Source organism: Mycobacterium seoulense (genome assembly GCF_010731595.1).
GTDB classification, from domain to species: domain Bacteria; phylum Actinomycetota; class Actinomycetes; order Mycobacteriales; family Mycobacteriaceae; genus Mycobacterium; species Mycobacterium seoulense.
The window spans coordinates 4251880-4275970 of sequence record NZ_AP022582.1; the positions used below are offsets into that span (position 1 = coordinate 4251880).

The 24091-nt window shown below is 68.0% G+C and carries 26 protein-coding genes; 16 read left to right on the forward strand and 10 right to left on the reverse strand.

Going from position 1 to position 24091, the window contains the following annotated elements; all coding sequences use genetic code 11:
* Positions 1 to 6 precede the first annotated feature (6 nt).
* The 7 genes from G6N37_RS19715 to G6N37_RS19745 all read left to right on the forward strand — a co-directional run bounded on the left by G6N37_RS19715 (position 7) and on the right by G6N37_RS19745 (position 6471).
* The gene (locus tag G6N37_RS19715; RefSeq protein WP_163685282.1) at positions 7 to 912 is read left to right on the forward strand and encodes an alpha/beta fold hydrolase; all 906 of its coding nucleotides are present in this window, start codon (positions 7 to 9) and stop codon (positions 910 to 912) included.
* 16 nt (positions 913 to 928) lie between these two features.
* Positions 929 to 1714, forward strand: a complete 786-nt coding sequence (locus G6N37_RS19720) for an LLM class F420-dependent oxidoreductase (RefSeq protein WP_163682982.1) — start codon at positions 929 to 931, stop codon at positions 1712 to 1714.
* A gap of 103 nt (positions 1715 to 1817) precedes the next feature.
* Positions 1818 to 2558: a GntR family transcriptional regulator gene (locus G6N37_RS19725; protein WP_163682985.1), complete on the forward strand. Its 741-nt coding sequence runs from the start codon at positions 1818 to 1820 to the stop codon at positions 2556 to 2558.
* Between the two features lie 50 nt (positions 2559 to 2608).
* Positions 2609 to 4426, forward strand: a complete 1818-nt coding sequence (locus G6N37_RS19730) for an ABC transporter substrate-binding protein/permease (RefSeq protein WP_163682987.1) — start codon at positions 2609 to 2611, stop codon at positions 4424 to 4426.
* Positions 4423 to 5172: an amino acid ABC transporter ATP-binding protein gene (locus G6N37_RS19735; RefSeq protein WP_163682989.1), complete on the forward strand. Its 750-nt coding sequence runs from the start codon at positions 4423 to 4425 to the stop codon at positions 5170 to 5172. Before G6N37_RS19730 ends, G6N37_RS19735 begins: the two co-directional genes overlap by 4 nt.
* A gap of 72 nt (positions 5173 to 5244) precedes the next feature.
* Positions 5245 to 5751 carry a MarR family winged helix-turn-helix transcriptional regulator gene (locus G6N37_RS19740; protein WP_163682991.1) on the forward strand — a complete coding sequence of 169 codons (507 nt, stop codon included), beginning with the start codon at positions 5245 to 5247 and terminating at the stop codon, positions 5749 to 5751.
* Positions 5752 to 5799: 48 nt separating this feature from the next.
* A complete protein-coding gene (locus G6N37_RS19745) occupies positions 5800 to 6471 on the forward strand; it encodes an SDR family oxidoreductase (protein WP_163682993.1) in 672 nt (223 codons plus the stop codon).
* Between the two features lie 11 nt (positions 6472 to 6482).
* On the opposite strand, the gene leuS is transcribed toward G6N37_RS19745, so the two are convergent.
* Entirely contained in the window at positions 6483 to 9395 is a 2913-nt protein-coding gene (gene leuS, locus G6N37_RS19750; protein ID WP_163682995.1) for a leucine--tRNA ligase, read from the reverse strand.
* Between the two features lie 178 nt (positions 9396 to 9573).
* Between leuS and G6N37_RS19755 the strand changes: the two genes are divergently transcribed.
* Positions 9574 to 10752, forward strand: a complete 1179-nt coding sequence (locus tag G6N37_RS19755) for an LpqN/LpqT family lipoprotein (RefSeq protein ID WP_163682997.1) — start codon at positions 9574 to 9576, stop codon at positions 10750 to 10752.
* 65 nt (positions 10753 to 10817) lie between these two features.
* Positions 10818 to 11159 carry a hypothetical protein gene (locus G6N37_RS19760; RefSeq protein ID WP_163682999.1) on the forward strand — a complete coding sequence of 114 codons (342 nt, stop codon included), beginning with the start codon at positions 10818 to 10820 and terminating at the stop codon, positions 11157 to 11159.
* Positions 11160 to 11184: 25 nt separating this feature from the next.
* On the opposite strand, the gene G6N37_RS19765 is transcribed toward G6N37_RS19760, so the two are convergent.
* A complete protein-coding gene (locus G6N37_RS19765) occupies positions 11185 to 11787 on the reverse strand; it encodes a YqgE/AlgH family protein (RefSeq protein WP_163683000.1) in 603 nt (200 codons plus the stop codon).
* A gap of 142 nt (positions 11788 to 11929) precedes the next feature.
* Here G6N37_RS19765 and G6N37_RS19770 point away from each other — a divergent pair, with 142 nt between their 5' ends.
* Together G6N37_RS19770 and G6N37_RS19775 are read left to right on the forward strand one after the other, a co-directional pair.
* Positions 11930 to 13249 (forward strand): MFS transporter, encoded by a 1320-nt coding sequence (locus tag G6N37_RS19770; RefSeq protein ID WP_163683002.1) that lies wholly within the window; start codon positions 11930 to 11932, stop codon positions 13247 to 13249.
* Entirely contained in the window at positions 13249 to 14022 is a 774-nt protein-coding gene (locus G6N37_RS19775) for a TIGR03084 family metal-binding protein (RefSeq protein ID WP_163683004.1), read from the forward strand. The genes G6N37_RS19770 and G6N37_RS19775 overlap by 1 nt, the downstream gene beginning before the upstream one ends.
* A 49-nt stretch (positions 14023 to 14071) precedes the next feature.
* Here G6N37_RS19775 and G6N37_RS19780 read toward each other — a convergent pair whose 3' ends face one another.
* Together G6N37_RS19780 and G6N37_RS19785 are read right to left on the reverse strand one after the other, a co-directional pair.
* A complete protein-coding gene (locus tag G6N37_RS19780; protein ID WP_174813854.1) occupies positions 14072 to 14395 on the reverse strand; it encodes a DUF2710 family protein in 324 nt (107 codons plus the stop codon).
* 66 nt (positions 14396 to 14461) lie between these two features.
* A complete protein-coding gene (locus G6N37_RS19785; RefSeq protein WP_232075112.1) occupies positions 14462 to 16243 on the reverse strand; it encodes a DUF5631 domain-containing protein in 1782 nt (593 codons plus the stop codon).
* 82 nt (positions 16244 to 16325) lie between these two features.
* Here G6N37_RS19785 and G6N37_RS25900 point away from each other — a divergent pair, with 82 nt between their 5' ends.
* Positions 16326 to 16469 (forward strand): hypothetical protein, encoded by a 144-nt coding sequence (locus G6N37_RS25900; protein WP_167527398.1) that lies wholly within the window; start codon positions 16326 to 16328, stop codon positions 16467 to 16469.
* A gap of 13 nt (positions 16470 to 16482) precedes the next feature.
* On the opposite strand, the gene G6N37_RS19790 is transcribed toward G6N37_RS25900, so the two are convergent.
* The 6 genes from G6N37_RS19790 to G6N37_RS19815 form a co-directional block, all read right to left on the reverse strand.
* Entirely contained in the window at positions 16483 to 16794 is a 312-nt protein-coding gene (locus tag G6N37_RS19790) for a DUF2694 family protein (RefSeq protein WP_163683008.1), read from the reverse strand.
* Entirely contained in the window at positions 16791 to 17108 is a 318-nt protein-coding gene (locus G6N37_RS19795; protein ID WP_083171392.1) for an ESX-1 secretion-associated protein, read from the reverse strand. Before G6N37_RS19795 ends, G6N37_RS19790 begins: the two co-directional genes overlap by 4 nt.
* Before the next feature lie 50 nt (positions 17109 to 17158).
* The gene (locus tag G6N37_RS19800) at positions 17159 to 18529 is read right to left on the reverse strand and encodes a DUF4226 domain-containing protein (protein ID WP_163683010.1); all 1371 of its coding nucleotides are present in this window, start codon (positions 18527 to 18529) and stop codon (positions 17159 to 17161) included.
* 145 nt (positions 18530 to 18674) lie between these two features.
* A complete protein-coding gene (locus G6N37_RS19805) occupies positions 18675 to 19037 on the reverse strand; it encodes a DUF4226 domain-containing protein (RefSeq protein WP_163683012.1) in 363 nt (120 codons plus the stop codon).
* Between the two features lie 16 nt (positions 19038 to 19053).
* Entirely contained in the window at positions 19054 to 19872 is an 819-nt protein-coding gene (locus G6N37_RS19810) for a C40 family peptidase (protein WP_163683014.1), read from the reverse strand.
* On the reverse strand, positions 19869 to 20639 hold the full coding sequence (locus G6N37_RS19815) for a helix-turn-helix domain-containing protein (RefSeq protein ID WP_163683015.1): 771 nt from the start codon (positions 20637 to 20639) through the stop codon (positions 19869 to 19871). Before G6N37_RS19815 ends, G6N37_RS19810 begins: the two co-directional genes overlap by 4 nt.
* Positions 20640 to 20782: 143 nt before the next feature.
* On the opposite strand from G6N37_RS19815, the gene G6N37_RS19820 reads away from it, so the two are divergent.
* The 4 genes from G6N37_RS19820 to G6N37_RS19835 all read left to right on the forward strand — a co-directional run bounded on the left by G6N37_RS19820 (position 20783) and on the right by G6N37_RS19835 (position 24002).
* The gene (locus tag G6N37_RS19820; protein ID WP_163683018.1) at positions 20783 to 21199 is read left to right on the forward strand and encodes a WhiB family transcriptional regulator; all 417 of its coding nucleotides are present in this window, start codon (positions 20783 to 20785) and stop codon (positions 21197 to 21199) included.
* A 90-nt stretch (positions 21200 to 21289) separates the two neighbouring features.
* The gene (locus G6N37_RS19825; protein ID WP_163683020.1) at positions 21290 to 22672 is read left to right on the forward strand and encodes an acyl-CoA dehydrogenase family protein; all 1383 of its coding nucleotides are present in this window, start codon (positions 21290 to 21292) and stop codon (positions 22670 to 22672) included.
* Positions 22673 to 22699: 27 nt separating this feature from the next.
* On the forward strand, positions 22700 to 23683 hold the full coding sequence (locus tag G6N37_RS19830) for a pirin family protein (RefSeq protein WP_163683022.1): 984 nt from the start codon (positions 22700 to 22702) through the stop codon (positions 23681 to 23683).
* On the forward strand, positions 23670 to 24002 hold the full coding sequence (locus G6N37_RS19835; RefSeq protein ID WP_163685286.1) for a GNAT family N-acetyltransferase: 333 nt from the start codon (positions 23670 to 23672) through the stop codon (positions 24000 to 24002). The genes G6N37_RS19830 and G6N37_RS19835 overlap by 14 nt, the downstream gene beginning before the upstream one ends.
* Positions 24003 to 24091 lie beyond the last annotated feature (89 nt).

Here is a 24091-nt window from a genome sequence, read left to right on the forward strand (position 1 = left end):
GCCGAAATGTCCGAAGGTGAGCTCGATGGATTGTCGGAGTTCTCGCTGTTGTCCGAGAACGCCGAGCAGGCCGGTGTCACCGGTCCGCTGCCCGCTGTGCAACGCGTCGACGCGGGCGGGAATGAGGACAAGATCAGCGGGCTGCGCTGGGGTGACACTCCCCCGCGGATCGTCTTCCTGCACGGCGGCGGGCAGAACGCGCACACGTGGGACACCGTCGTCGTCGGCCTCGGCGAACCCGCGCTGGCCGTGGACCTGCCCGGGCACGGCCATTCGGCATGGCGCGAGGACGGCGACTACTCGCCGCAGCTCAACGCCGACGCCCTGGTGCCGGCGCTGCGCGAGCACGCCCCAAACGCCGATCTCGTCGTGGGCATGTCGCTGGGCGGGTTGACCGCGATACGTTTGGCCGCCGTCGCGCCCGAACTCGTGAACGAACTCGTCCTGATCGACGTCACCCCGTCGGCACTGCAGCGGCACTCGGAGATGACCAAGGAACAGCAGGGCACGGTCGCGCTGATGCATGGGGAGCGCGAATTCGAAAGCTTTCAGGCCATGCTGGACCTGACGATCGCGGCGGCGCCGCATCGCGAGGTGAAGGCCCTGCGCCGCGGCGTCTTTCACAACTCGCGCCGGCTGGACAACGGCAAGTGGACGTGGCGCTACGACGTCATCCGCAAGTTCCCCGACTTCGACGTCCTCTGGGACGACGTGGACAGGTTGTCCGCGCCCATCACCCTCATCCGCGGCGGCAACTCCGGATTCGTCAGCGACGATGATGCCGCCGAATTGCGGCGCCGCACAAGCCATTTCCGAGCCGCGCACGTCGTCGAGAATGCCGGTCACTCCGTGCAAAGCGACCAGCCCCGCGCCCTGATCGACCTGCTGCGCGGGGTGCTGGAGGCGCGCTGAGCCTACGGTGGGTGGTATGGAATCAGACCTCCCCATCCGCGTCGGTGTGCAACTGCAGCCGCAGCACGCGCCGCAATACGGACAAATCCGTGACGCCGTGCGTCGCTGCGAGGACATCGGCGTCGACATCGCGTTCAACTGGGACCACTTCTTCCCCCTTTACGGGGATCCCGACGGCGCGCATTTCGAATGCTGGACCATGCTCGGGGCCTGGGCCGAGCAGACATCGCGCATTGAGATCGGCGCGCTGGTCACCTGCAACTCCTACCGGAATCCCGAGCTGCTGGCCGACATGGCCCGAACCGTCGACCACGTCTCCAACGGCCGGCTCGTGCTGGGGATCGGCTCGGGCTGGAAGCAGAAGGACTACGACGAATACGGCTACGACTTCGGCACCGCGGGCAGCCGGCTGGCCGACCTGGCTGGCGCGCTCCCCCGGATCAAGGCACGGCTGGCGAAGCTGAATCCGCCGCCGACCCGCGACATCCCGATCCTGATCGGCGGCGGCGGGGAGCGTAAGACGCTGCGGCTGGTCGCCGAATACGCCGACATGTGGCACAGCTTCACCTCCGCCGACGAGTTCCCGGCGAAGTCACAGGTGCTGGCCCGGCACTGCGCCGACGTCGGCCGTGACCCGGCGAGCATCGAACGTTCGGCCGCCGTGCAGGACCGCGGCGACCTGGTAGGCAATGCCGAGACGCTCGTCGGCCTCGGTGTCACGCTGTTGACCGTGGCCTGTGACGGTCCGGATTACGGCCTCGGCGCGGCCGAAGCGCTGTGCCGGTGGCGCGATAGTCGCTGAGGCTCCCGACCATTTATCGGTCAAACGCCGGAAAGTACGAGCCCACTCGTGAGAAACTTCTCGCGCTGATGCCGAATCGGGTTTGAAAGAGACTCAACGACGAATGCCGAAGAAATACGGGGTCAAAGAAAAGGACCTGGTTGTTTCGCACATCCTTCACCTCTTGCTGACGGGAAAGTTGCGCACCGGCGACCGCGTCGATCGCAATGAGATCGCGCTGGGGCTCGGAGTGAGTCGCGTCCCGATTCAAGAGGCGCTGGTTCAGCTTGAACACGACGGCATTGTCTCCACCCGCTATCACCGCGGGGCGTTCGTCGAGCGATTCGATGAAGCCACAGTCCTCGAACATCACGAGCTCGACGGGCTGCTCAACGGCATCGCCTCCGCGCGCGCGGCGACCAGCCCGACCCCGCGCATCCTCGGGCAACTCGACGGCTTGATGCGCTCGCTGCGCGGCGCGAAGGATTCGCGCGCGTTCTGCGACATCGCCGCGGAGTACCGAGGCACCATCAACGACGAATACGCCGGGCCGCGCCTGCACGCCACGATCCGCGCCTCGCAGAACCTCATCCCCAGGGTGTTCTGGCTGACCTACCAGGGCGGCCGCGAGGAAATGCTGCCGTTCTACGAGGACGAGACCGCCGCGATCAACCGGCGCGATCCCGAGGCCGCGCGGGCCGCGTGCGAGAGTCGCTCCTACCTGGCGGCCCAGACCATGCTGGCCGAACTTTCCAGGCGCAGGGTGTTCACCGTGCCCGACGAAGTGGTCCCGGTCGTGCCCGGACCGCTCGAGGGACTCGACGACGCCGAACCCGTGGGCGTCGAGCCGTCGCTGGCTCTTTAGAGCGGACGCTCACCCGACGAAGCCGGCCGCCGGTCGATACGGTGGCAGGGATGAATGTGCGCGCGGACCGGCGCACCCTGCGCCGCGGCAGGCTGTTCGGACTCACCGCGACCCTGGTGTTGGTGTGCTGCATGGCATTAGGCGGGCTCGCGGCGCCCGCCGCTGCCGACTGGAACCAATGCGCGCCGTCCGGTTTGGACAACGCAAGGGCCCTGCCCAAAGACCTGACCGAGTCCCAGTCCACGCCCGAGGAAGACCGGGACACGACAAATTCGGTGGAACCGCTCAGCGCCGTCGACGTCGGCGCGCTGGGCCTGGGCACGCCGGGCGTGCTGACGGTGGGGACACTGTCGGACGCCCCGCCCAACATCTGCATCAATCCGACCGGCGAATTCAGCGGCTTCGACAACCTGCTGCTGCGCGCCATCGCCGACAAGCTGCACCTGCAGCTGCGCTTTGTCAGCACGGACTTCTCCGCGCTGCTCGCTCAAGTGGCGTCCCGGCGCTTCGACGTCGGATCGGCGTCGGTGAAAGCCACCGAACGGCGTCGTCACACCGTCGCATTCACCAACGGCTACGACTTCGGCTTCTACTCGCTGGTGGTGCCGCCCGGTTCACCGATCCACAAGTTCGGCGACCTGGCGGCCGGCCAGCGCATCGGTGTCGTCCAGGGCACCGTCGAGGAGTCCTACGTCGTCGACACCCTGCATCTGCAACCGGTGAAGTATCCGGGCTTCGCGACCCTGTACGCCAGCCTCAAGACCCGCCAGATCGATGCGTGGGTGGCGCCCGGAACCCTCGCCTCGACCGTCATACGGCCGGGCGATCCCGCGGTGACCGTCGCGAACACGTTCAGCGCAGGCAATTTTGTGGCGTATGCGGTCGCCAAGGAGAACAAGCCGCTGATCGATGCGCTGAACTCCGGGCTGGACGCGGTGATCGCCGACGGCACCTGGGCCAAGCTGTACTGCCAATGGGTCCCGCGTAGCCTGCCGCCGGGCTGGAAACCCGGGTCCAAAGCCGCGCCCGTCCCAAGCCTGCCGGATTTCGCCGCGATCGCCGCGAGCCAGCATCGCGCGGCGAGGGGTCCGGCCGCGCCCAAGTCGACGCTCGCCCAGTTGCGCGACTCGTTCTTCGACTGGGACATGTACCGCCAGGCCATTCCCGTTCTGTTCACGACGGGGCTGCCGAACACGTTGATCCTGACCAACAGCGCCATCGTGATCGGCCTCGCGCTCGGAATGGTGCTGGCCATGGCGGGCATCTCGCATCGGCGCTGGCTGCGCTGGCCGGCGCGGGTTTACACCGATATCTTCCGTGGCCTTCCCGAAGTGGTGATCATTCTGCTGATCGGAATGGGCATCGGGCCATTGGTCGGCGGTCTGACGAACAAGAATCCCTACCCCTTAGGGATTGCCGCGTTGGGATTGATGGCCGCGGCCTACATCGGCGAAATCCTGCGCTCGGGAATACAAAGCGTGGACCCCGGCCAGTTGGAGGCCTCCCGCGCCCTGGGATTCAGCTATACGGCCGCGATGCGGCTGGTGGTGGTGCCGCAGGGAATACGGCGGGTGCTGCCGGCACTGGTCAATCAATTCATCGGGTTGTTGAAGGCGTCGGCTTTGGTGTACTTCCTGGGCCTGATCGCCGATCAGCGGGAGCTCTTCCAGGTGGGCCGGGATTTGAATGCCCAAACCGGGAGCCTGTCGCCGTTGGTGGCGGCCGGTCTCTTCTACCTGATACTGACCATTCCGTTGACGCATCTGGTGAATTACATCGACACCCGCCTGCGCCGCGGTCGAGGCGCCCCCGACCCCGACGACAATTCCAGCTTGCTCGCGACGACGTTCGGCCAGGAGATCACGTGAGCGCCGCCGTTGCGGGCCGTGCGCCAGTATCGCTGGCCGCCAAAGACATTCACCAAACGCTGGGCGGAAACAAGGTGCTGCGCGGCGTCGACCTCGAGGCGCCCGCCGGCACCACCGTCGCCGTCATCGGGCCGTCCGGCTCTGGCAAGTCGACGCTGCTGCGCACCTTGAACCGATTGCACGAACCCGATAGCGGCGACATCCTGCTGGACGGCCGGTCCGTGTTGCGCGACGATCCCAACAAGCTGCGCCAGCGCATCGGCATGGTGTTTCAGCAATTCAACCTCTTCCCGCATCTGAGCGTGCTGAAAAACGTTGCGATGGCGCCGTGCAAGTTGCGGCACCTGCCCGCCGACGAGGCCCGCGAGCTGGCGCTGGCTCAGTTGGACCGAGTTGGCCTGAAGCACAAGGCCGATGCCCGGCCCGGCATGCTGTCCGGCGGCCAACAACAACGGGTCGCGATCGCCCGGGCGCTGGCCATGGCCCCGCAGGTGATGTTTTTCGATGAGGCGACGTCGGCGCTGGATCCCGAAACGGTGAAAGGAATCCTGCAACTCATCGCCGACCTCGGCGCCGACGGTATGACCATGATCGTGGTCACTCACGAAATGGGTTTTGCCCGCTCGGCATCCGACACCGTTGTCTTCATGGATCGCGGCAAGGTCGTGGAATCCGGGGCGCCGGACCAGATTTTCGAAGCCGCGCAGACCGAACGGCTACAGCGATTCTTATCCCAGGTACTTTGATCACCCCCATTGCTACTAATTAGTCGGCATAGCTACCTTGTCCTGGCTGATATAGCGTTAGACTCCCCGTTTATGGCGGACAGCGAATCCACCGCGGCCGACGTCACCGAGCTTGCGGAAGGTTTGCACCGTGCGCTGTCCAAATTGTTTTCGATTCTGCGGCGCGGGGACCCGAGCGGCACGGCGGCCGCGGGCGAACTGACGTTGGCGCAACTCTCGATTCTGGTCACCCTGCTGGACCAAGGGCCGATTCGGATGACCGACCTGGCGGCCCACGAACGGGTGCGCACGCCCACCACCACCGTGGCGATCCGCCGGCTGGAGAAGCTGGGGCTGGTGAAACGTTCGCGCGACCCGTCCGACCTGCGGGCGGTGCTGGTCGACATCACCCCGCGCGGGCGTGCCGTCCACGGCGAGTCGCTGGCCAACCGGCGCGCCTCGCTGGCCGCGATGCTCAGTCAGCTACCCGCGTCCGACCTCGGTATCCTGATGCAGGCGCTGGCGCCGCTGGAACGGCTGGGCTGCGGTGAGCCGACCTCGGGCCCCGCGGGTGAGCCGCCGGCGTGTAAAGAGGCATGAAAGTATCTGCCATGCAACGAGTTTGGTTGCGCCCGTAGACTGGGGTACATGCCCACTGCACTCATCACCGGCGCCGGTGGCGGCATCGGTTCCGCGATCGCCACGGCGTTGGCGCCCACCCACACCCTGCTGCTGGCCGGTCGGCCGTCCGACCGGCTCGACGCCGTCGCGCAACGGCTCGGGTCGACGACGTTTCCCCTGGACCTGACCGACTCCGGTGATATCGAGGCCGCGTGCGAGATCGTGGACGAACTCGACGTGCTGGTGCACAACGCCGGCATGTCGATCCCCGGTCATGTGGCCGAGTCCAACATCGACGAGTGGCGCGCCACGTTCGCCGTCAATGTGCTTGGGCCGGTGGAACTTACGTTGGCGTTGCTGCCGGCACTGCGGCGGGCCCGCGGCCAGGTGGTGTTCATCAACTCCGGGGCGGGCCGCAACGTTTTGTCCGGCATGGCGTCGTACTCGGCCAGCAAGTTCGCGTTGCGGGCCTTCGCCGACTCGCTGCGCGCCGACGAGCCCGAGCTGCGGGTGACCACGGTCTACCCCGGCCGCACCGACAGCGAGATGCAGCGCGAGCTCGTCGAATTCGAGGGCGGGACGTACGACCCCAGCAAGTTCCTGCGGCCCGAAACCGTCGCGGCCGCGGTCGCCAGCGTGGTGGCCACTCCCCCGGACGGCCACGTTCACGAGGTGGTGCTGCGGCCCAGGGGCCGGTGACCCGTAGCCCGCTAGACGACCAGGTTGACCAGCCGGCCGGGGACCACGATCACCTTGCGCGGGTTGGCGCCGGCCAGGAACGCCTGGACTTTTTCGTCCGACAACGCCGCGGCCTTCAGGGTGTCCTGATCGGCGTCGGCGGCCACCACCACTCGCCCACGCACCTTGCCGTTCACCTGGACGGGGTACTCGACGCTGTCGTCGACCAGGTAGGCGGGGTCGGCCTGCGGGAAGGGGCCATGCGCCAGCGACGTGGTGTGGCCCAACCGCAGCCACAGCTCCTCGGCCATGTGCGGCGCCAACGGCGCCAGCATCAGCACCAGCGGCTCGACCGCCGCCCGCGGCACCGCGTCGCGGTGCTCTTTGGTGAGGTGGTTGGTGTACTCGATCAGTTTGGCTGCCGCAGTGTTGTTGCGCAGTGCGGCATAGTCTTCCGAAACTCCCGCGATGGTGCGGTGCAGCGCTCGCAGGGTGTTGACGTCGAGCTCCTGCTGCCCGGCCACATCGACCACCCGCGTCTCGCCGGTCTGCTCGTCGACCACCAGCCGCCACACGCGTTGCAGGAAGCGGTGGGCCCCGACGACGTCCTTGGTGGCCCATGGGCGGGAGGCCTCCAGCGGTCCCATCGACATCTCGTACACCCGCAGCGTGTCGGCGCCGTACTCGTCGCAGATCTCATCGGGGGAGATCGAGTTCTTCAGGCTCTTGCCGATTTTGCCGAATTCCTGGAAGACCTCGACCTCGCCGTCCGGGCCCGGGTAGAAGAAGCGGTCGCCGCGCTCGACCACCTCGTCGGCCGGAACGTAGGAGCCGCGCGAGTCGGTGTAGGCGAAGGCCTGAATGTAGCCCTGGTTGACCAGGCGGCGGTATGGCTCCCGGGAGCTGACGTGACCCAGGTCGTATAACACCTTGTGCCAGAACCGGGCGTACAGCAGGTGCAGCACCGCGTGCTCGGCGCCTCCCACATAGAGGTCGACGCCGCCGGGATCCTGCGGGCCGTGCTCGTCCGGTCGCGGCCCCATCCAGTAAGCTTCGTTTTCCTTGGCGCACAACCGTTCCGAGTTGTGCGGATCGGTGTAACGCAGTTCGTACCAGGAGCTGCCGGCCCACTGCGGCATCACGTTGGTGTCGCGGGTGTAGGGCTGCAGGCCGTCGCCGAGGTCCAGGTCGACATGCACCCACTCCGTCGCCTTGGCCAGTGGTGGCGACGGCTCGCTGTCGGCGGCGTCGGGGTCGAACAGCACCGGCGAATAGTCGGGCACGTCGGGCAGCTCGACCGGCAGCGCGGCCTCGTCGAGCGCGTGGGCGCGTCCGGCACTGTCGTAGACGATCGGAAACGGCTCACCCCAGTAGCGCTGCCGGGCGAAAAGCCAGTCCCGCAGCTTGAATTCGATCCGCGCCCAGCCGCGGCCGTCCGCCTCAAGGCGGGCGGTGATCGCCTCCTTCGCCGCGGGCACGTCCATTCCGTCGAGGTAACCGGAATTGACCAGGACACCGTCACCGGGGTACGCGGCCTCCGAGATATCTCCCCCCGCAATGACTTCCACGATCGGAAGCCCGAGCTGTCGGGCGAAGTCCCAGTCGCGCTGGTCGTGGCCGGGGACCGCCATGATGGCGCCGGTTCCGTACCCGGCCAACACGTAGTCGGCGATGAAGATCGGCACCGGCTTACCGTTGGCGGGGTTGGTCGCGTAGCTACCCAGGAATACGCCGGTCTTGTCCCTGTTCTCTTGACGCTCGAGGTCCGACTTCGCCGCGATCGCCTGCCGGTAGGCGGCGACCGCCTCCCCCGGCGTCGCGCCCCCGTAGGTCCACCGCGCGTCGGTCCCCTCCGGCCATCCGGCGGCGATCAGGCCGTCGACCAGGTCGTGCTCGGGAGCCAGCACCAGGTAGGTGGCGCCGAACATGGTGTCCGGCCGGGTGGTGAACACCTCGATGTCGACCGTCTCGCCGCTGGCGTTGATCGCCGAGAACAGCGCCCGGGTGCCGGTGGAACGGCCGATCCAGTTGCGCTGCATGGTCTTGACGGGCTCCGGCCAGTCAAGCAATTCCAGATCATCGAGGAGCCGGTCCGCGTAGGCGGTGATACGCATCATCCACTGCCGCAACCGCTTCCGGAACACCGGGAAGTTGCCGCGGTCGCTGCGGCCATCCGCGGTGACCTCTTCGTTGGCCAGCACCGTGCCTAGACCGGGACACCAATTCACCAGCGAGTCGGCGCGGTAGACCAGTCGGTGGCTGTCGATCACGTCGGCCCGCTCCCCCACCGTCAGCGCGGCCCAGTCCCGTCCATCCTCGAGGCGCCTTGCGCCCGAGTCGAATTCCGCGATCAGTTCGGCGATCGGGCGGGCCTTGCGGGCCGAGGTGTCGAACCAGGCGTTGTAGATCTGCAGGAAGATCCACTGCGTCCACTTGTAGAACTCGACGTCGGTGGTCGAGAAGCTGCGCCGGCTGTCGTGGCCCAGGCCCAGCCGGCCCAGCTGACGCCGGAAGTTCACGACGTTGGCCTCGGTCCGGGTCCGGGGATGGGTGCCGGTTTGCACGGCATATTGCTCGGCGGGCAGCCCGAAGGCGTCGAAACCCAACGCGTGCAGGACGTTATGTCCGGTCATCCGGTGGTAGCGGGCATACACGTCGGTGGCGATATAGCCCAGCGGGTGCCCGACGTGCAGTCCCTCGCCCGAGGGGTAGGGAAACATGTCCTGCACGAACAACTTGTCGGCGGGGACAGGGGTGCCGTCCGTCGGGGCCAGCGAGCCGACCGGGTTGGGCACGTTGAACGTGCCGAGCCGCGCCCAGTTCTCCTGCCAGGTGCTCTCGATACGGCCCGCCAGCGCCGCCGTGTAGCGATACGTCGGCGCATCAGAGTCCGTCTGAACGGCGCCGGGGTTGTTCCCGGGGGCGGTGGTCGGGGAGTCGGTCACCTGAACAGGGTATAAGGGCGGCCTCGGCGCGACCGCCGGCCACAGGATGATCTCGGTTCCGTTGCGCACCGATCAGAGGTTCATCCCATCTCGATTTCGAGCCTATTCATCACCTTTGACCTGTAGTTACAGTCGGCCTCTAACTGCTGGCAGTGCGCCATTGGAAGGACCGACGCAGATGATCGAGATCGTCCCCGCCCACCGTGCGCTCCTCGGGGGTATGGTCGCCGGCCTGATCGGCATGGCGGTTTTCACGGGCGCCCAGGCATCGGCAGACCCCTTGCTTCCCGCACCATCCCCCGTTCCCGTGATCCCGGCACCCGCGCCGCAGAACCTCACCGCCGTGCCAGGGCAGGCCCCGACCAACCGGTTCCTCGCCGCCCCGCCGGCGTCGAATCCCGTCGCGTCGCCGACGGCCCCGGGCGCCCCGGTCCCGGCCGCGGTCGCGCCCGTCGCGCCGGTGGCCCCCGCGGTCACCCCGGCCGCCTCGGGCACCATCCGCGAATACCTGGAGTCGAAGGGGGTCAAGCTCGAGGCGCAGAAGCCCCAGGGGCTCAAGGCGCTCGACATCACCTTGCCCGTGCCGGCGCGCTGGACCCAGGTGCCCGACCCCAACGTGCCCGACGCTTTCGCGGTGATCGCCGACCGGCAAGGCAGCAGCATCTACACCTCGAATGCCCAGGTGGTGGTGTACAAGCTGGTCGGCAATTTCGACCCGCGAGAGGCCATCTCACACGGTTATGTCGACAGCCAGAAGCTTCTCGCCTGGCAGCCCACCAACGCCTCGATGGCCGATTTCGGCGGCTTCCCGTCCTCGATCGTTGAAGGCACCTACCGTGACGGCGACGTGACGCTGAACACGTCGCGGCGGCACGTCATCGCCACCTCGGGGCATGAGAATTATTTGGTCTCGCTCGCGGTAACCACCGATCGCGCGGTCGCCGTCGCCGACGCACCGGCCACCGACGCGATCATCAACGGCTTCCGCGTGACCGTTCCCGGGGCGCCTGTCCCCGCGCCGGTCCAGACGCCCGCGGCCTCGCCGGTCGGGCTGACCCCGGCGCCGGTCGCACCAGGGCCGGCCCAGGCTCCGGTCCCCCAGGCCCCGGTCTCGCAGGTTCCGGCCGCGCAAGTTCCGGTCGGGCAAGTACCGGCCATGCCCCCGGTCGGGCAGGCACCCGTCGCCGCTCCGGTCGGGCAGGCACCCGCCGTGGCCCCGCTCCGGCAGGCCTCGGCCACCGCCCCGGTCGGCCTGCCGGTGCAGGCGCCCATGCCCAGCCGCCAGCCCACGCCGAACCTGCTGGCCCTGGTTCCCGGCCTGCCCCCGCTGCCCAACTTCTCGTTTCTGCAGCACTAGACGCACGGCCCCGACCCCGCGGAGCCGACTGAGCGGGCAGGGGCTCGGCCTCGTATTGTGAGGCCATGCTGATTGCGGGCCTGCTGAGCATGTGTGCGGCGGTCGCCTCCGCCGGGTTCGGGACCTGGTCGCTGGCGCGCCCCCGGAATGTCGACCCCACCGCGCTGGCGCTGCGGTCCATGGCTCCCGCTCAACTGGCGGCGGCCATCATGCTGGCCGCCGGCGGCGTGGTGACGCTGGCGGCGCCTGCACACACGGCGATAGTGGTGCTGATCGTCTGCGTCGTCGGCGCGTTCGGAACGCTCGCCGCCGGGTCGTGGCAGAGCGCCCGCTTCGCGCTGCGACAAGAGGCGGCCGCGCCGGCCTGCGCGGGGACCTGCGCGGGCTGCACGCAGTCCTGCCACTGAGCCCGGCGGAAGCGTCGCTGCGGGGCTAGTTGCGGCTGAGGTCGATCGGATGGGTGGCCAGCAGCGACAGCGGCAGCGGCTGGCGACGCAGCACCTGCCCCCACAGGTCGGACCTCGACCCCACCAGAACGTCAGAGGGCAACGCGGACAAAACGATCCAGTCGTCGCGTTCGATTTCGCCTTCCAGCTGGCCGATGGTCCAGCCGGAGTAACCCGCGAAGATCCGCACCCCCTCCACGAAGGGCGCGATCGTGTCGGGGTCGGCGTCGAGGTCGACCATCACCACCCGGCCGTCCACATGCCGAAGGCCCGCAACGCCCTGCGGATCGGCGCCGACGCGCAAGGCCGCCAGGCATAGGGCCGCGTCGCGCTTCACCGGGCCGCCGATGAACATCGTCTTCGGCTTGGCCGCCAGTTTGGTCCACTGCGGCAGGACGTTGTACACCGCGGTCTCGCTGGCGCGGTTGAGCACCACGCCCAAGGTGCCGCCATCGTTGTGCTCGACGATGTAGATCACGCTGCGTCGGAACGTCGGTTCGAAAAGATCGGTGTTGGCCAGCAGCAAGGTACCCGCGCGCACCCGCTGCGCGGCCGGCGCGACATAGTCCTCAGGATCCTCGGGCGGCACCCCACCATCATGGCATCCGGCGCTTGTCGCTCGGGGGAATCAAGCGCGGGGCGTGAAGATTTGTACTGTTGGTAGATCAGCTCGGACCGTGACGAGCTTGCTAGCCCCCCTCGTGGAAGTCGGTTTCGTGATCCAATCCCGGATGCACTCAAGCGCACCCGCCGAAATGTGGCGGTCGGTGCGCAGTTTGCCAGACTTCTGGCGGCTGCTGCAGGTGCGCATGGCGAGTCAATTCGGTGACGGGCTGTTCCAGGCGGGTCTGGCGGGGGCGTTGCTGTTCAATCCGGACCGGGCCGCCGACCCGATGGCCATCGCGCGGGCATTCACCGTGCTGTTCCTGCCTTACTCGCTGTTGGGGCCGTTCGCGGGAGCCCTGATGGACCGCTGGGACCGGCGGCTGGTGCTCGTCGGCGCCAACGCCGGCCGGGTCATCCTGATCGCCGCGATAGGCACCATCCTGGCGGTCCGGGCCGGCGATTTGCCGCTGTTGTTGGGCGCGCTGTTCGCCAACGGCTTGGCCCGGTTCGTCGCTTCCGGGCTGTCTGCGTCGCTGCCGCACGTCGTGCCGCGCGAACAGGTCGTGACGATGAACGCCGCGGCCAACGCCGCCGGGGCCATCGCCGCCTTCATCGGCGCCAACTTCATGCTCGTGCCCCGGTTCGTGTTCGGCGCGGGTGACAAGGGGGCCTCGGCGATCATCTTCCTCACCGCGATCCCCGTGTTGACCGCCTTGCTGCTGTCGTGGCGGTTCGGCCCTCGTGCCCTCGGCCCGGACGACACCAAGCGGGCGATCCACGGACCCGTCGTCTACGCCGTCGTCACCGGCTGGCTGCACGGCGCGCGCACGGTGGCGCAACGGCCGACGGTCGCCGCCACCTTGTCCGGCCTGGCCGCCCACCGGATGGTGATCGGCATCAATTCCTTGCTGGTCCTGTTGCTGGTCCACCACATGACCGACCCCGAAGCCGGGGGATTGGGTACTGCGCTGGTGTTCTTCGGCGCCGCGGGTCTGGGCGCGTTCCTGGCCAACGTGCTGACTCCGCCCGCGGTCCGTCGCTGGGGGCGCTACGCCACGGTCAATGGTGCGTTGGTGCTGTCGGCGATCATCGAGGTCGCCGGCGCGGGATTACTGCTACCGATCATGGTGGCCTGCGGCTTCTTCCTCGGTGTGACCGGGCAAATGGTCAAGCTGTGCGCCGACTCGGCGATGCAGATGGATGTCGATGACGCCCTTCGCGGGCACGTTTTCGCCGTGCAGGACGCGCTGTTCTGGGTCTCGTTCATCGTCTCGATCACGGTGGCCGCGCTGTTGATTCCCGCCGACGGCCATGCGCCGGCGTTCGCGCTGTTCGGCTCGGGGGTGTACTTGGCCGGCCTGGCCATGCACGGCGTCCTGGGCCGGCGCGGCGAGCAGGCGAATAATCGCTACCCGGCGGCGGCAACCGACGAGCGGAGGCAATGATGGCGGGTCCCGAACCGATCGTGGCTGACCTACGGGCCGAAAGCGATGAACTTGACGCCCTGGTTGCACCGCTGCCGCCCGAACGCTGGGCCGATCCGACGCCCGCGCCCGGCTGGACGATCGCCCATCAGATCGGGCACCTGTTGTGGACCGACCGGGTCGCGCTGACCGCGGTCACCGACGAGGCCGGGTTCGCCGAAGAACTCAAGGCGGCCGCCGCCGACCCAACCGGCTTCGTCGACGCGGGCGCCGACGGGTTGGCGGCTCTGCCGCCGGCCGAGCTGCTCGCCGATTGGCGGGTCACCCGCGGCCGATTGCACGACGAGCTGCTGATGGTTCCCGCCGGGCGAAAACTTCCCTGGTTCGGGCCCCCGATGAGTGCGGCGTCGATGGCTACCGCGCGGTTGATGGAGACGTGGGCCCACGGACTGGACGTCGCGGACGCGCTGGGCGTCAAGCGGGTGGCCACCGACCGGCTGCGGTCGATCGCTCATCTTGGGGTGCGCACCCGCGACTACGCCTTTTTCGTGAACAACCTCCCCGCTCCCGTCGAGCCGTTCCTGGTCGAACTGCGGGGACCCAGCGGCGACACCTGGAGTTGGGGACCGCCCGACGCGGCCCAGCGGGTCACCGGTTCCGCGGAGGACTTCTGCTATCTGGTCACTCAGCGCCGCCCACTCGGTGCCCTCGACCTCACCGCGCACGGGCGCGACGCCCAGCGCTGGCTGGAGATCGCGCAGGCCTTCGCGGGCCCGCCCGGCGGCGGGCGATGAGGGCGCGGGCCCGCCCGGCGTCGGGCGATGAGCGCGCGGGCGCGCGAGGTCAGTGCAGCGGACCGCCGTAACTTGCCCGGTTCTCGGCCTCGGCCTCTTCACGCAACGCCGTGATCGCCAGGTTCAGTCTGTCGGCGAGCTCGCCGTGGGCGTATCCGGTCATCACACCGGGATGCAGCGTCAGATTGAGCAACCGCCCGTCGGCATTCGCCACGGCATAGACGTCGCCGAGATCGACACTGTAGGTGACGGCCTCCGCCTGGGCCACAAGGGCTTCCCACTTGTCGGCGGCCTCGCTCAGTTCGCGAAGAACCGACTCGACGAGATCCTTGTCGCCGAGATTCGCGCCACCGCCCGAACCCGACACGATCACAGTATGTCGACCGCCCTAACCAGCGTCAATTCGAAAATTCGAGGGTGAGGAGCAACTCCGATCGCCCTACGCGCCGGGCGGCGGCCCGGCAAGTTTCCGATACCAGGCGAGGTGGTAGTTCGCCGATATCGCGTCGCCGCTGGCGAGGCCTTCGGTGGCGGCCATCAACAGGCACTTGAGCAGAAGTGTCGGATTCACCGCCGGGTATTGGACCAAGAGCTGGTAGCGCGCCGTATCGAGGTGCACCCGCAACACGTCGACCTCCTGGTCGATGATCACGGCGTCCGCGGCAGCCGCGTCCGCCAGCCTCTGCACGATCCGGGGGAGCCCGTCGAAGCGACGCGTGGTCTCGCTCAGCGCCCTGCCCAGGTCCTCGATCGCGGGGAGCTCGCGCGGTTCCACAGACGATTTCGTCGCGGCGAAGTCGGCCGAGCGGCGTAGTGAGTCACCCGGGGCGTAAGTGACGACGCGTACCGCGTCGCCGATCAACGCGCCGACCCTGCCGGTGCGTGGCTCGGGTTCCAACAACCGCACGCCGGCCGGAAGGGTGATGCCTGCAGGTATCCAGCCGTGGGCGAGGTCGGTGACCAACACCGTCGTACCGTCGGCACGGTCGCCGACCGCCCAATTCAGCCGCGGCTCCTGGCGGACCACATACTCGAGCAATCGGTTCAGCCGGTCGACCTCGAAACCCGTTGCAATGGGACTGTTTCCGCGGGGCAGGCCGGAGGGCTCCCGGGGAACCTGCGGTTCATCGTGCCCGGCAGCGGCCTCGCCTGCGACCGCGTGGTGGCGACCACTGTCCGCCGGTTCGTCGACGACGGGCTCGGCCTCGGTGATCGCGGGGATGACCTGTGTCTCCTCAATCGAAGCCGCCGCTGCGGTCTCGGCGGGTTCCGGCTCGTGCTGGGCCTCGTCCGCTCCCTCCACGTCGACGTGGTGGCGACCGGTGGCGACCGGCTCCCAATCCATCGCGGACACGCTGTCGGCGGGCTCGCCGACGACGCCTTCGGCCTCGGCGATCGCGGGGATGACCTGCGTCTCCCCAATCGCGGTCACCGCGGCATCGGCCTCCGGGGGCCAGTCGGGTTCGTCCTGGTGCGTTGCCGGCTCCTGCGCCGCCACGTAGTTGCGACCGTTCGTGACCGACTCCTGACCGGGTTCCATGTCCTCGGCCGGCGCTTCGACGACGTGTTCCACTTCAGCCGCGCGCGGGATGACCTGCGTCTCCTCCATATCCGGCATTTCCGGCATATCCGGCGCGGGCGCGGCCTCTGCCGCGATCTCCTGCGCAGGGGTTTCCTGCGGCGGCGGTCCGGGCTCGTCCCCACGTTGCGGCGTCACGGGGGGCGGCCTGTCGGCGACCCGCCACCGCGGCTTACGCACCGTCCTGGTGGGCGCTTCGGAAGGCCTCGCGTCCGTGACAGCAGGAATGATGCGGGTCTGCTCCATGTCCGGCGACGGCGGCTCGGCGACCTGCGGGCGGGGATACCCGGCGTTCACCGAGCGCAGCTGGCGAATCGTCGATTCGACGCGCCGCACGGCGCGGGCACGGGCCTCATCGATGACCCGTGCCTCTTCGGCTTGGCGGGACAGATCGGCCAACCCCGCACGTCTGATCATCCTCAGCTGCTCGTTGGCGTTGTCGGCGATCCGTTGCAGGTCGACCTTCAGATACTCTGCGAGCGTGGCGTTTTCGGTGGTGAGCGTCGCAAGCTCGGCAGGCCAAAGCCCACCGATCACCCAGGGGGTGCAATCGATGGGAGAGCTGAAGGCCGGCATCGCCAATGATTCCCGGGTAGCTCTCCGGAGGCGCTGACGCGCCGTCATCCGACCGAAGATCGCCACCGGTTAAGCGTACCGGCAGCTGACCAATCGCTTATTCGGTGAGTGAATTGTGCAGGTGTGACGGCCTGGGTAGCGTGGGGATATGGCCGAATCTGCCTTGCAGCAGCAACTCGACGAGGTGCGTGACCTGCTCGCTCGTGCACGAGAGTTGTTCGGCCCCAATCCCGTCGAGCCGCCCACGAATATCGCTCCGGATCCCGACGCGGCCAAGACCTGGCTGCTGTAGGCGCCGAAACCGGCTAGCGTGCGGTGCCGCGGCGGCGCAGTTTGTGTGCGAGCAACTTTTCGATCGCCGCATCAAGATCGCGCGGGGTGGGCACCTCCGCCGAGGGGGTATGCCCGGCCGCCAGGATTTCGTCGCGAATCTCCAGCAATGCCTTGAGGCAAGAAACGTCGGCGGTCAGCAAGATGCCGCGTGCCAGCGTCTCGGCGTCGGTCTCCATCGCCTCCTCGCTCAGCGCAACGCTGTGCATGTAGCCGCCGCGGCAGGAGCGGACGAGGATGTGCCCACTCGGGTGAACGGTGTCAAAAGCGGGATCCGCGTCCGTCATCGACCGCGGTCGGCAATGCCGCCGAGGTTGCGCGCCGACTCCTGCTCGTGCTGTTCCCACATCGCCGCCGACGCCGCGAGTTTGTCCGCCAGGTCGGCGTGGTCTGCGGCTTGTTGCTCGTAGCACTGGCGTCGGAGTTCGAGCAATTCGCGCCCGGCGTCGCGAAGTTCACCGAAGATCGGGCCCAAGGAGTCCAGGCTTTCCTGTATTGCCTCATGCGACGACGGGACCGTGCGCAAGTACTCGGAGGTTTCCTGGTGACGCGCGGCGGCTTGACGCAAGTGCGTCGGCACCACATGAATCGAATCTGCCATCCGCTGTCTCCTCTTCACGGTTGCCGGCCAGACCGGCGTGATCACTATTGTCAGTTGGTCGACGCCGTCGCCGGCCGTGTGGGTGTCGGTGTCGGTGTGTCGGGCTTCGCCGGCGCGGTCATGGCCGACGCCGGTGGATGCTCCCAGCCTAGAAAGCTTGGCCCGCTCACGGTGGCGATGTCTTGAATTTGGCCATCGAGAAGGGCCTTGCCCGAGCCGAGGGCAAGTGCGTGCCGGTCGACGAACATCCCGATGTCCGCCGGAGCCACGTGGGACGCGTCGATCGGCTCGGCGACCGCCGTACCCGGCGGCGGGATCGTTATTCCCTGCTGCTGGAAGGCATCTGGTATGGCCACCCCACCAACGGCGGCTTTGATCGCCGCCGCCAACTGGGGGCTGGCCGCGGTCACCGTCTCACCGTCGGGCAAGGTCACCGTGGTGGGACCGGCCGGTGGGGATTCGTCCCCATCCGTCGGCGCGTCCGCGGGGGTGTCACCGTCTTGTGCATCCGGTTCATCTGACGAAGCGTCGGCCTCTGGATCCGGATGTTCCCCGGAATCCAGCAGGCTGTCGTCGTCGAGGCCTGGGAGCGATGGGTCGCCGCCCTGCAGCGCGGGAAGCGGCAACCCGCCCGGCGTGGCGCCGAAACTCGGCACTCCCGGGGCGACGTTGGGCACTGGCGGCAACACGGGAGGAACGGGCGCCGCCGGGGCGGTCACGCCGTCCGGCACACCCATTCCCGGCAGGTCATCGGTTGCCAGGCCCGGTTCGTCGGCCAGCAATGAATCCAGCAGCGGATCCCACTCGGCGTCGTCCGCCGACGGCGGGGTCGCGGTATCGGCGCCGGAGGCCCGGACCGGTGGGTGCTCGTCGGGGCCGTCCGGCTGATTCTTGGACGCGTCGTAGAGCGATGTCCATGCGGCCATCAGAGCTGATTTCGACGTGTCGTCCAGGCTGGCGCTGAGGACCACCGCGCGAATGTCTCGGAGTTTGCCGATCAGAAAGCGTTGGAAATCGCGCGCTCCGGCCGGGGTGTCCAGATCCGATCGCGTCCGTACCGCGGCTTCGGTGTCCTGCTGCAACGTGGCCAGCGCCTGGCCGCCATCGACGGCGTTCAGGTGGGCATTCAAGATGGCGGTAATCACCTGCATGTCGAGCTGGGAACTCGACGAATTCTGGTGTGCCAACGCGGCTTCGGCGCGCGCGATGGCTTCCGCCGCCTCACCCTTCTCGCCATCCGGCGGCGTCGCGTGTTGCTGACGGATCTTGCCCACGATCGCCTGAAGCTGTTCGGGCGGTGTCGTCGGGGCGATCACGGCGGCCAGCTCGCCGGGTGACAGGCCCGCCTGCCACGCGTTCGGGTCACCGGTGCGATCTCGCGCATATTTCACCGCGGCAAACAGATCTTCGTACGCCGGCATCGGTCAGGTGACCGGCGCTGCATGCACCGCACGTGTTTGCGGGATGCGTTGCGGCCCATCCATGTCCGGCGACAGTACCCAGACATGTGGCTGCCGACAATTCACTGTGCAGGGCGATTGTGGATAACACTGCGACCGTGCCTTGCTACCCGTTGTCGGGGGCGTACTGGTCCCGAAGACCTTCCAGGACAGTCTTTTTCGCTCGACTGAGTTCGCGTGCATCCTCGAGGACCGCGGTGATCTCGCGCTGTTTGGCCAGCAGGAATCGCTGAAACTCCCGCGCGCCCATCGGCGTGTCGACGGCGAGGCCCGCTTGGTGCGAGGTGGCGTGGTCGATCTGCTCGGCGATGGCATCCAGCCGCCGGGCGCCCTCCCGCATCGCGGCATGAGCACCGGTGAGCACCTCTGTCAGCACGCGGTCGGCGTCGGCGGCGGTGCCGTGCTGGCCGGCCAGCGCCGACTGCCGCGCCTGCATGGCGGCCACCGAAGGTCCGGCTTGTTCGGTCATCGGTTCACCCTGTTCGTCATAGCGGTCGGCGGATAGCGACGTTGGCGCCCAGCCGGCTGATCCGAACCGAAGCACCCGAGTAGGGCGCTTCGATCACCAGGTTGTTGCCGATGGCCAGCTGAACGTGTCCGGCGTGGGGGAAGACGAGATCACCGGGCCGGACTTGCGAGCGAGGCACCGGGATCCCGTCGTTGATCTGCTGATAGGTGGTGCGGTCCAACCGAATTCCCGCTTGCGCGTAGCTCCACTGGACCAGGCCCGAACAGTCGAACTGGTCGGGCCCGGTCGCACCCCACACGTAGGGCCGGCCCAGGCGTGACAACGCGGCGCGCACCGCGACTGCGGCGCGCCCGGTCAACCCCGGTCCGGCGGCGCGGTGGCGCAGGAGTTGGTAGCGCAGTGCCCTCAGTTCCGCGAGGTGTCGTCGGGCCCGGAAGCGGGCCCACACGACGTGCGCGCGTTGTGTCCGGAGTCGCGCCGCGCGGCGGCGCATCGCCTCGCGCTGCGCCATCGGTGTCGTCGGGACGACGGCAGCGTCGGCGCGGGCTTCATCGAGGACGGTCCGGGTCAATTCGCGGGCCTGGGCCCGATCCCGCTGGGCTCCGGCGATGACGTTCGCCGCCGCGCCGTCGGTCGCAGCGGCGGCCGCGAGGCGTTGCCGGCTGTGATCCGCGGCGAGCCGGTAGCCGCCGTGTCCGAATCCGTCGTTCAGCTTGGCGGCTGGACGCAACAGGTTGCGGTAATGCCCGGTGCCGGCATCCAGCGACGGGGGCCGCGTATTACCGACGAACATCTCGTGAGCACGGCTCAACACCCCGATCTCGCTTTGATTCACTGGGCCTCCTCGCCTTGGCGGCCTTCGGATTCGACGGCGTCGGTGAAGGCGCGCACGCGGGGGAGTGCCCCGGGCGGGATAACCCCCCGGTTGCGAATGTCCCAGATCTCCTCGACGTCGACACCGACCAGGGCTGCGATGATCGGCTCCGGCAACGACGACTGGGCGCAGGCCCTGTCGAAACGTGCGCTCAAGCTGGTCGGCATCCGCTTCAGCAGAGCCGTGCGGGTGGCCTCGAGGGCCTGGAGGTGCTCCATCAAACGGTCGGTGGAGTCCGCGCCGGCATTCACCGCGACCCGCCAGGAACCGGCGGCGAGCATCTCGGCCTTCACGCACTGAGCGATCACAGACAGAATATACGTCTCATATTCGTTTGATGTTGTCGCAGGCAACCGATCGATGACGGACTTGAGCGCTTCGAGCTGCGCTTCGGCATAACCTTCCAGCACTTCCGTGTCACTGTGCCGGTCCACGACCACGGGCCCGGTGCGCCTGGCGGGGACGGCGGCGGGCGGTTGCGCGGCCATCAGCCGGGCCAGTTCGGCGTCCGGATCGGCGGCCACCAAGAGCCGAGAATAGGTGCCCGGCGGCAGGCCTAGTCCGTTTTCAACCTTCTGAACTGTGCTTTTGTGAGGTTTGCGGGCGCCGCGCTCCAGGAAGCTCAGCCCCATGATGCTCACACCGGTCGCGGCGGCCAGGTCGGCCAATGACCAGTCGCGCGACTCCCGTAAAGCGCGGATCGCCGCACCGGCCGATTCACGGCTCACCGCACGCTCCGGCCATAGGCCGGATAGTACACAGCTCAGGCCGTATCGCTCTCTATATACGTTTTTGTCTCGTTTCTCTTGCGCGGGCGGCGGATCTCTGTATACGCTTTTGCCTACGTTTCACGTTCGACAAGGAGACCGACATGGGACACCCCTGCGCTGCCAACCCGGAACTTTGGTTCGGCTACCCCGACGACGACGGTGGTGATGGCGCAGCCAAGGCCCGTGCGTACGAGCGGTCGGCCGTCGAGGCACGCATCCAGTGCCTGCGCCGCTGCCCGCTGGCGCAGCAGCGCCGCTGCGCCGAGCACGCCATCGCACACCGCGAGGAGTACGGCGTCTGGGCGGGGGTCAAGCTCCCTGGGGGCCAATACCGCAAGCGCGAACAGCTTGCCCAGGCTCACGAGGTTCTGCGGCGCATCGCGTCCGGCGAGATCAACGCGCGCCAGCTGCCGGAGAATGCCGCCCTGCTCGCCAACCACGAACATGAGGCCGTTGCGGTGGCCGCGGTGGTGCTGCACCTGCCGCTCGCCCGAGTCGGACCGCGTTCGGCCGCCTGACGTTCCGTCCGGCATTGGAGTCGTTTGCTGGCGTGGTCAACGGGGTAGTCGGGCGGCACGACCGTGTCTGTCGACCCGAAGGCGGGATCCATGACGTTCGACCTGACCCCGACCGCAGCACAGCACGACCTGGCCCGGCGAACCCACGAGTTCGCCGAAGAAGTGGTCCGCCCGGTGGCGCTGCACTACGACCAACGACAAGAGTTTCCGTGGCCGGTGTTGGAGGAGGCAGCCCAGCGCGGCTTCTACAGCCCCCTGTTCTACCGCGACCTCATCGGCGATCCGAGCGGCCTCTCGTTGCCGATGTTCATGGAGGAGTTGTTCTGGGGCTGCGCCGGGATCGGGCTGGCGATCGTGATGCCGGCATTGGCGCTGTCGGCGATCGGGCAGGCCGCGTCGCCTGAGCAGATGCTGGAGTGGGCGCCCGAATGTTTCGGAACGCCAGGCGATCTCAAGCTCGCGGCGCTAGCGATCTCCGAACCGGAGGGCGGCAGCGACGTCAGGAACCTGCGCACACGCGCGCGCCGCGACGGTGACGACTGGATCATCGACGGCCACAAGATGTGGATCGGCAATGGCGGGATCGCCAACGTGCACGTGGTCAATGCGGTCGTCGACGAAGAACTCGGCCATCGCGGACAGGCGCTGTTCGTGGTTCCCGGTGGCACACCGGGGCTGAAGCTGGTGCGCAAGCTGGACAAGCTGGGCTGTCGCGCGTCCCACACCGCCGAGTTGTTGTTCGAAGGCGTTCGCGTTCCTGGCGCGAATCTGCTGGGCGGACAAGAGAAGTTGGAGCACAAGCTCGCCAAGGCCCGCGAGGTCGTGGCGGGCGGGAAGCGCTCCGGCTCCGCGACGTTGGGCACGTTCGAGCAGACCCGGCCCATGGTCGCCGCCCAGGCCATCGGGATCGCCCGCGCGGCGCTGGAGTACGCGACGGCGTACGCCACCGAGCGCGAGGCGTTCGGCGGGCCGATCATCGACAACCAAGGCATCGCCTTCCCGCTGGCGGAGCTGGCCACCCAGATCGACGCCGCCCGACTGTTGACCTGGCGAGCGTCCTGGATTGCGGCCAACAACGTTCCGTTCGAACGCGGGGAAGGCTCGATGTCGAAGATGGCCGCCAGTGAGGTGGCCGTCAAGGCCACCGAACGCGCCATTCAAACCATGGGCGGCTGGGGCTACATCACCGATCACCCGGTCGAGAAGTGGTATCGGGATGCCAAGCTGTACACCATCTTTGAGGGCACCAGTGAGATCCAGCGGATGGTGATCGCCAATGCGCTGGGAGCCAGCGTCGGCACGCCCCCACTGCATGTGGTGCTCGAGCCATCGGGCGGACCGCTGAACCGGGTCTTCGGGCGCGGCACCCCGCTGCGATCCCGCGCCGCCGACACCGCGTTGTCGATGCAGGACCGGGTGCCCGAGCCCGTCATGCGGCTGGCCATGAAGGTGCTCCGTCCGCCGCGCAAGTAGCGGTGTCTGGGTACGGTCGGGGTGACGATGAGCAACCTTGAGGCGGCGCCGATCGAAGTCGCCTGCGCTGCCTTGCCAAGCGCGGGCCTCGAGGTGCTGCGCCCCCGGGAGGTTCCGTTGGGCGGGCCCCGCGCCATGCGGGTGCATCGCACGCTTCCGCAACGCCAACGCTCGCTGATCGGGGCGTGGTGCTTCGTCGACCACTACGGCCCCGCTTCCACGCGCATGGACGTCCCGCCGCATCCGCACACCGGACTACAAACGGTGAGTTGGTTGTTCAGTGGGGAAGTGGAGCACAACGACAGCGCCGGCGTGCACGCGATGGTCCGACCCGGCGAGCTGAACCTGATGACTGCGGGTGCCGGTATCTGCCATTCCGAGGTATCGGTTGAATTGCCGGCCGCCTTGCATGGCGTGCAGCTCTGGGTGGCGCTGCCAGGTTCGGATCGCGATACCGGTCGCGACTTCGCCCACTACGTGCCGCGGCCGGCGGCGCTTCCCGGTGCGACGGCGCGGGTGTTCCTCGGCGAACTGCCCGATGCCGCGTCCCCGGTGCATACCTTTACTCCGCTGCTGGGCGCGCAGATCGATCTCGACGCCGGGGCCCGCCTCGATATCGACATCGACCCGTCGTTCGAGCATGGGGTGCTCGGCGATCGCGGCTCCGTCCGCGTGGAGGAGACCGCTCTGACAGTCGCCGACCTGGTCTATCTGAGCCCCGGCCGCTCCTCGCTGCACCTGCACAACGTGGGGGAGGGGCCGGCGCGGGTGCTGCTGATCGGTGGGCCACCGTTCGCCGAAGAGCTGGTGATGTGGTGGAACTTCGTCGGACGAAGCCACGACGACATCGTGGGTTACCGCCGCCTGTGGGAGGACGGCGACGAGCGGTTCGGCGCCGTCCACGGCTACCGCGGTTCACTTGCCCGGCTGCCCGCCCCGCCGCTGCCGACTACCCGGCTGCGGCCCCGACCTGTACCGCAAAGAAGGGAGAGTGCAGATGACCGCCGATAAGACCGGAGCCGAAACCACCGTCAGGCTGGAGGAGGGCCGCTACACCATTGCCGTGGAAGGCAAGCAGGTCGGCCTCGCCGATTTCGCCGACCGCGGTGACCAGCGGGTCTTCCACCACACCGAAATCGATCCGGCGTACGGCGGACGTGGCCTGGCAACCATTCTCGTCGAGCAGGCGCTCGACGAGGCCCGTGGCGAAGGTAAGCGCATCGTTCCCGTGTGCTCGATGATCGGCACGGTGTTGAAGAAGCACCCCGAATACGACGACATCACCGATGCCGTTACGCCGGAGATCCAGCGGTGGGTGCAATCGTCGTAGCCTAGGTTGGGTCGCCCAGCGCGAGAGCCTGCTGTATGTCGTTGGGGGAGCCACCGCTTCTAATGGACCGTGAGCCGCTCATTTTCGGG